The organism is Falsiporphyromonas endometrii, from assembly GCF_042654485.1.
GTDB lineage: Bacteria > Bacteroidota > Bacteroidia > Bacteroidales > Porphyromonadaceae > Porphyromonas > Porphyromonas endometrii.
The window spans coordinates 1-5,382 of the sequence record NZ_JBHSGO010000128.1; the positions used below are offsets into that span (position 1 = coordinate 1).

The 5,382-nt window shown below is 41.7% G+C and carries 3 protein-coding genes and 2 tRNA genes; all 5 read right to left on the bottom strand.

Going from position 1 to position 5,382, the window contains the following annotated elements; genetic code table 11:
- Window positions 1-338: 338 nt before the first annotated feature.
- Complete coding sequence (locus ACFO3G_RS04020) at window positions 339-2,048, bottom strand: OmpP1/FadL family transporter (RefSeq protein ID WP_380078217.1); 1,710 nt, start codon at window positions 2,046-2,048, stop codon at window positions 339-341.
- 14 nt (window positions 2,049-2,062) lie between these two features.
- Window positions 2,063-3,457 (bottom strand): hypothetical protein, encoded by a 1,395-nt coding sequence (locus ACFO3G_RS04025; protein WP_380078219.1) that lies wholly within the window; start codon window positions 3,455-3,457, stop codon window positions 2,063-2,065.
- Between the two features lie 166 nt (window positions 3,458-3,623).
- Complete coding sequence (locus tag ACFO3G_RS04030) at window positions 3,624-4,643, bottom strand: aspartate-semialdehyde dehydrogenase (protein WP_380078221.1); 1,020 nt, start codon at window positions 4,641-4,643, stop codon at window positions 3,624-3,626.
- A 247-nt stretch (window positions 4,644-4,890) separates the two neighbouring features.
- Window positions 4,891-4,964 (bottom strand) — tRNA-Thr (locus ACFO3G_RS04035).
- Window positions 4,965-5,021: 57 nt separating this feature from the next.
- Window positions 5,022-5,095, bottom strand: a tRNA-Thr gene (locus ACFO3G_RS04040).
- Window positions 5,096-5,382 lie beyond the last annotated feature (287 nt).

Genomic DNA, 5,382 nt, shown 5'->3' on the forward strand with positions numbered 1-5,382 from the left:
CCTCCAATACCCTCACTTTTTGATTAGGGGGGCTTATCTTTCAAAATTGAAATGCTCAACCGCATGTATTCTGCGATTGAGCATCCTTAATATGTCATTTCCAACTTTTATCGGACAGCAATGATATGAAATCCAAGTTTGCCGGGCTGCCAAAACTTTTACCGGATAGCAATAATTAGGAATTGCTATCAAATGGCAAATCTATGTCAAACACTCTCTTTCTATTGATACATTTGGATTTAGGGAAATGGGATTGTACAATAAACGAAAGGAGGTAAACACCCTCTTGATTGGTATGTTTACCTCCTAATTTATTGTCATTAGTCGATCTTTTATCCTTAAAACCTATAGGTTAGGGTTGCCAAGACTTTTATTTGATCTTTGTCAAGATTGATTGGCTTTTGGCTTAATCTTGCATCCGGGGCAGGATTTCCGGCATCCGGACTTAAGCTGTTGCCGTAATCATTGATATAGGGAAATGTCACCAAATGGCTGTTGTAATGTTGCCAAACGACAGCGATGTCAGCAGTCCAGTTTGGAGTGATACGATATCCAAGGCCACCTGTTAGAGCATAACTTTTACCTTGAAGGATATATGCCGGAGTGGTCCCTGATGTCAATACTTCTTGTTTTTGTGAACCCGAAAAATCGGTCAAGTTTTTGTTTTTGATAGGAGCTGTCTTGGTCATATAACCGGCTCTTAGACTTAGTCTTTGAGTAGCTCTAAACTCTGCACCTATCCTATATGTGTGTTGTCCGCCATAATCTTCTTTGATGGCTTGATTGTCCACTTTATACACATTTGGGCCGGAGTAGTTTTCTTCGTCATTGCTGAGCTTGGAATTTCCCAGGTCACTGTATTCGTAGTCGAAGCTAAGAATAGCTCTGTTTTCTAAGATTGCTGCCACACTGGCTGTTACCTTGCCTGGAGTTTTCAGGTCGTATGAATTGTAGCCCGAAGGAGTGGTGTTGTTAAGATCTTTTTGTATGCTCTTATTCCCATCCTTATCTTCTACCTCCAAAGCGTCCAATCCGCCATATCTTGATGAGGCAATCGCATCAAAGTTGCGCTTCATTGAATACCAAGTTGGGGTATAGTAAGCGACACCAAATCTCAGTTCCGGGATTGGCGCATATATCATTCCCAGACTAAAACCTCCACCAAATCCGGTCTCATGAACATAGTTGTCGAGACCAAGATAGTCTTCTCGATTGTCACTTTCGTCTTTGAGATAGTATTCGGTATAATGTCCAATCGAGGTGTAATCAATGCTTGAAGTGAATATGCCCAACCCAATAAAGAATTTATCCTCTATATTGAAAGCCATATTGGCATCGTAGCGATTGTTGGTGCCACTCTGCTCCATCTCCATGATAGCTCTTTGAGGGGGCACTGGATGACCTTTTTTGCCATAAACAAATCTTGAGTAATATTCTCCACCCGATGGGTCATCTGAATTGATCCAACCACCTTCATAACCCATAATCGCCATCCAAGGAATAGACGCATTGTCATAATTGTCAGAAGTGAGACTGTTGTGACCTATTAGACCCGGACCAAATTTCTGCATATTATTGAGAGTGGCAGCAACGTAGTCTGCAAGGCTTCCACCCGGGTTTTCGGCATTTACAAGGAACTTGGAATGATAGTTGGATAGTCTGGAGTATCCGAAGCCGTAGGTTATAGAAGCATCATTGGAGATTGGTGTCATTCCGCTTATGGAAAATTCCCTAATACCAAATCTGTTTTTATTCTGTTTGGAAGATGAAGAGAGCCAATCTGCATTGGTCTTTATATTGTCATAGGCCAATGATACAGAGATGTTGAGTGGCCTTTGACTCAGTGCCAGCCCGGCCGGATTTAGAAGGGTAGAGGAGTAGTCTACACCCACGGCACCCATGGCACCGGCCATTGACTGAAATCTGGCAGATCCTCCCAATTCAGTCCTTGCATATCTGGTAGCATCAGTTTCTGACTGTCCGAAGAGAGCTGTTGTACCGGCCATCAAGATTGCAAGAATCCCATATTTTATCTCATTAGTTTTCATATCAATTTCTAATCTTATCTTCTACGATATGTGGAACCACCACCTCCGCCTCCATTGCTTCTGGATGGACTGGAATAGCTTCCTCCACCATTGTTGTTGTAAGTACTTCTTGAAGGGGTGGAATAGTTGTTGTTTCTATTGCTGTTGTAAGTACTTCTTGAAGGTTGTGATTGTTGTTGGTTGCTATTGTTGTTGTAGCTCCTGTTATAATTATTGCTGTTGTAGCTCCTATTATTGTTGTTTCTATTGTAGCTGTTGTTATTGTTATACGAACCTCTGCTTGGGCTGCTACTGTTGTTGCTGTTATAGGTGCTTCTTGAAGGTGAACCAAATCTACCGGTATTGGACCTGTCATACCTTTCTATAATGGTTTGTGAAGGTCTTGAAATGGTCACGCCGGATCTGGAGTTGTCATAGCTGCTCCTATTATAAGATCCTCTGTTGGTACCTGCTTGAGCACTATCTTCGTAGCGAGATCTCGAATAGGTGTTGCTACCTCTATTGATTTGGGTACTTCGAGTCGAATTGCCATAGTTGCTCCTACCATAATAGCCATTGGAATAGCTGCCATGTCTGTAATTGTCGTATCTATAGCTGTTGTAGCCGTTGTAGAAGCCGTCATAATAGCCCCAACCATAGCCTGCCGAAGCCCAATAGCCGGGCCATCCATAATAGCTACCCCAACCATAGTAGCTACCCCATCCATAACCCCAATAAGGGCCATTCCAACCTATAGACCATCCGCCCCATCCTCCGGGCCAATTGAAGTATATACCCCATCCTGTAGGGTAAGGATAATATCCCATATACCCCCAGTATCCACCATAGGGAGGTACTGTATACCATGGATAATATGAGTTGACATAGTATGGGTCATACATCATTGGATCATCATAGTAATATCCGCCTCTGTTATTTACATAGATGTTTGCAAAAGTCGATCCATCGTTGTAGTATCCCTCTTCATATCCGTATGGGCTAAATCTGGAGAGGTAGATGTTTACTTCATCTACATTTCTTACTGCAATATCATGATCATAGAAGCGAGAAAGCCTTTGAGTATAGTATCCATCTACAGTCCTTACACCACCTCTTTTTCTCAGACTCTTTGGTGTGTTGCAACTTGATTTTAGAGAGTCGGGTTGGACTCTTCTGTTGTAGGCGTCAAGCTCAGCATCCGATACGGGTGGATAGCTTTGTTGTACATCAGTATATGGATCATCTCTAAAGTACCAGTCGTTGTCTTCTTGCGACTGTTGTTTTTGCTGTTTTGCAGTGCTTAGGTGAGACTTGTTTTTGCGACTTCGCAAACCATATGCGTCGTCACCCCACGGATCATTATTCTGGGCAAAGCTCATTCCAACGCTCAGCGCCAGCATTGCTGTCCAAATAAAAATGTTCCTTTTCATAATGTTGTCCTCCTATTGCTAAATTATATGGTTGACCTTTGTAAGCAGGTCATTTGCTTATTTCTATTTAGATGCTAATATATACCATTCGTTTATATTAATGTGCATTTGTATAGTGTTATTGCAATAAATATACCAAAATGGTATAACAAATCCTGCTTTTAAGTTATTTGTCGTTTTTAATAAGCCATTCTGCTATCTGAACGGCATTGAGTGCAGCTCCTTTACGGATTTGATCTCCCACACACCAAAAAGCTAACCCTTTGGGATTGGCAAGATCCCTTCTGATACGTCCTACATAAACATCATCCTTTTCGGCAATAAATAGAGGCATCGGATAGACTCCATTGGATGGATCGTCCATCAATTGTATCCCCTCAGCTTCCACAAATGCTTTGGCTGCTTGATCCACAGTTATTTCCTCATCACACTCAACCCAAATCGCTTCGCTATGTGCTCTCATGACAGGAACACGAATACATGTGGCGCTTACTTGTATATCACTGTGCATGATTTTCTGTGTCTCATTGTACATCTTCATCTCCTCTTTGGTATAATCATTTTCTGTGAATACATCAATTTGAGGAATCAGGTTAAACATCAGTTGAGAAGAAAACTTCTTAACAACCGGCTCTTTGTTATTTGCAATGGCGATAGCTTGCTCTTTGAGTTCTGCCATACCGGTAGCTCCGGCTCCACTGGCAGCCTGATAAGTAGCCACATGCACTCTTTTGATGTGGCAAAGGTTTTCGATTGCTTTCAATGCGACTACCATTTGGATTGTAGTGCAGTTGGGGTTGGATATAATATTTCGTGGTCTATTAAGAGCATCTTCGGCATTGACTTCCGGTACCACAAGTGGCACATCTTTTTCCATACGGAAAGCATTGGAATTGTCTATCATCAGACACCCGTATTTAGTGATGGTCTCTGCATAGTCTTTAGATACTCCGCCACCGGCAGAGCAAAATGCAATGTCGATACCCTTGAAATCTTCCGGAGTTTTGGTCAAAAGCTGTACCTCAATCTCTTTTCCTTTGAAATTATAAGTATGTCCGGCAGATCTCTCTGAACCAAAAAGCTTGAGACTCTTTACAGGGAAGTTTCTTTGAGCAAGCACTTTGAGAAGTTCCTGTCCTACAGCACCACTGGCACCTACGATAGCAATATTGAGTTCCTTGTTCATATCGTTATAATTTTTTGTTTTTACTTTCTTATTTAAAGTTACTATTCAGTATTCCTATACTGCTTGTGTCAAAGATATATCTTTTTGTGAAAGGTACATCATCCTTAGGGAGTGTTTTGAAGTAATTTTGTAATTGATAACCTCCCTCTTAATGAGAATTTTCATTAGGAAGATTTGCGTTCCTGAAGTTGTTTTGGAATAAAAAGAAAAAGGGACATACCTTGTAAGATATATCCCTTGTTTTTCGAGCCTCTTGTCGGATTCGAACCAACGACCCCGAGATTACAAATCACGTGCTCTGGCCAACTGAGCTAAAGAGGCAGGTTCCTTCTTTATGTTTAAGCTATCACAACGAAGGACAATTGCGATAGTCTTTCGAGCCTCTTGTCGGATTCGAACCAACGACCCCGAGATTACAAATCACGTGCTCTGGCCAACTGAGCTAAAGAGGCAGTGGGTAAGCTTACTACATCGCACCGCTACGACCTTTTACCCTTGCTGCGATCAAGCCCTGGGGGAGTCAAAGGGAGCTGGTCGTATAGGACTTACCCGCCACAAAAGTAGATAATATTTTGATATTGGCAATAGCTTTGAAATAAAAAGTCTGTTTTTTCTCAATAGTGTCCTAAACGTTTTTGACGAATAAAAAGAAAAGGGTAGGTTTGTATTGAACAAAAAAGAACAGCTCCAAGAGCTGTCACCAACCACCCTTTTCATGGCAAATATAACACTATTCGCA

Excerpts from the sequence above, each read along its gene's own strand:
- ACFO3G_RS04020 (WP_380078217.1), bottom strand. The coding sequence starts at position 2,048 with ATGAAAACTAATGAGATAAAATATGGGATTCTTGCAATCTTGATGGCC.
- ACFO3G_RS04030 (WP_380078221.1), bottom strand. The coding sequence starts at position 4,643 with ATGAACAAGGAACTCAATATTGCTATCGTAGGTGCCAGTGGTGCTGTA.
- ACFO3G_RS04025 (WP_380078219.1), bottom strand. The coding sequence starts at position 3,457 with ATGAAAAGGAACATTTTTATTTGGACAGCAATGCTGGCGCTGAGCGTT.